This is a genomic window from Vibrio fujianensis (assembly GCF_002749895.1).
GTDB classification, from domain to species: Bacteria; Pseudomonadota; Gammaproteobacteria; order Enterobacterales; family Vibrionaceae; genus Vibrio; species Vibrio fujianensis.
In genome coordinates, this window is sequence record NZ_NBUS01000040.1 from 123,181 (window position 1) to 124,605 (window position 1,425).

The following is a 1,425-nucleotide window of genomic DNA, read 5'->3' on the forward strand; positions in this document are numbered from 1 at the left end:
AGCTCAAATTGGCCACTGAGATTCGGTTTCAAGAGCAAGTAAAGCAAGAGCATGGCGATGGGTAGCATGATGATCGTGATCGGCACACCAAACTTCATCCATTCAGAGAAAGAAAGGCCGACTTGAGCCGCAGCAATTGCATTCGGAGGGCTACCCACCATAGTCGCAATCCCACCGATACTGGCACTATAGGCAATACCAAGTAGAACAAAAACATAGGTATTATGGCCTTTGTCTTGATCAACTTTACTCAAAATACCAAGCACTAGAGGCAGCATCATCGCAGCCGTGGCGGTATTGCTGATCCACATCGACAACGCTGCCGTCACACCAAATAACATAAAAACAGCCACACTAAAACGGCCGCGAGCCATTAAAAGCACCTTATCGGCAATGACTTTATCTAATCCTTGTCGGTGCATGGCTGCAGCGAGTGCAAAACCGCCTAAAAATAGGAAAATAACCGAGTTGGCAAAGTTATTTAAAGCAACTTGCGTATCAAAAATGCCAAAAACAACGGCCATGATCGGGACTAAAATCGCCGTCACCGTGACATGTAAGGCTTCTGTTAACCACAACACCGCAATAAACGCTAGAATACTCAAGCCGAGTACTACATTTGCGTCAAAAGGCAATGTATTAAATAGAACGAAAAACAACACTATGTCTGCAAGGACAATTAAGCTATTTCTATTCAACAACCACTCTCGGGTGTTATTAGGCAAAGGGACACTATCATTTCGATTCATTATAATTCTTCCTCATCGGGCCAGTTGGCAATCGCTATGATTTCATAGATTCAAACAAGAGGATAATTATCATTGCAAAAATGTTAACCTTATCAAAACTATGGATAAACATTTAACATTATGAAATAAAACATCTTGAACAATGCCAAGTTGTTAACATAGTAAAAACACTTTACCGTGGGTTAAACAATCGACCATACCAATAGCGTACCGAAGAAAGATTTTCTGAATACCCATTCCCGCAGAGAGCCTTCTATGAAAGAATAAAAATAATACTCATGACGATGATCTGACTATGCACGGAATTCTTGAACAGCTGCAGTTTTCTCTCTCCATCACAGGCCCAATCTGCTTAATGCTGATGTTAGGTGTGTTTCTTAAACGAATTCAGCTCATTAATGACAATTTTATTGATGTTGCTTCTCGTATCGTGTTCCAAGTCACTCTACCCGCGATGCTTTTTTTAAGTATTGTCGGTGAACGACACGACTTTTCGTCCAGCATGTCGTTAATCATCTTCGGCTTAATCGCTAATATGTTGTTTTTTCTATTTATCTGTTGGATGAGTCAGCGAAACGTTCACCAGCCACAAGATCAAGGGGTCGTGATCCAAGGTGGGTTTCGAGCCAATACGGCGATTATTGGCCTTGCTTATGTCGCCAATATCTACGGTAAT

At 41.5% G+C, this 1,425-nt stretch carries 2 protein-coding genes; one reads left to right on the forward strand and one right to left on the reverse strand.

The window, feature by feature from the left end; all coding sequences use genetic code 11:
* On the reverse strand, nt 1–749 hold a 749-nt coding region (locus B7C60_RS18105; protein ID WP_245868713.1), incomplete at its 3' end, for an SLC13 family permease.
* 295 nt (nt 750–1,044) lie between these two features.
* Here B7C60_RS18105 and B7C60_RS18110 point away from each other — a divergent pair.
* Nucleotides 1,045–1,425 (forward strand): AEC family transporter (locus tag B7C60_RS18110; protein ID WP_425445497.1); only part of this gene is annotated, 381 nt, incomplete at its 3' end.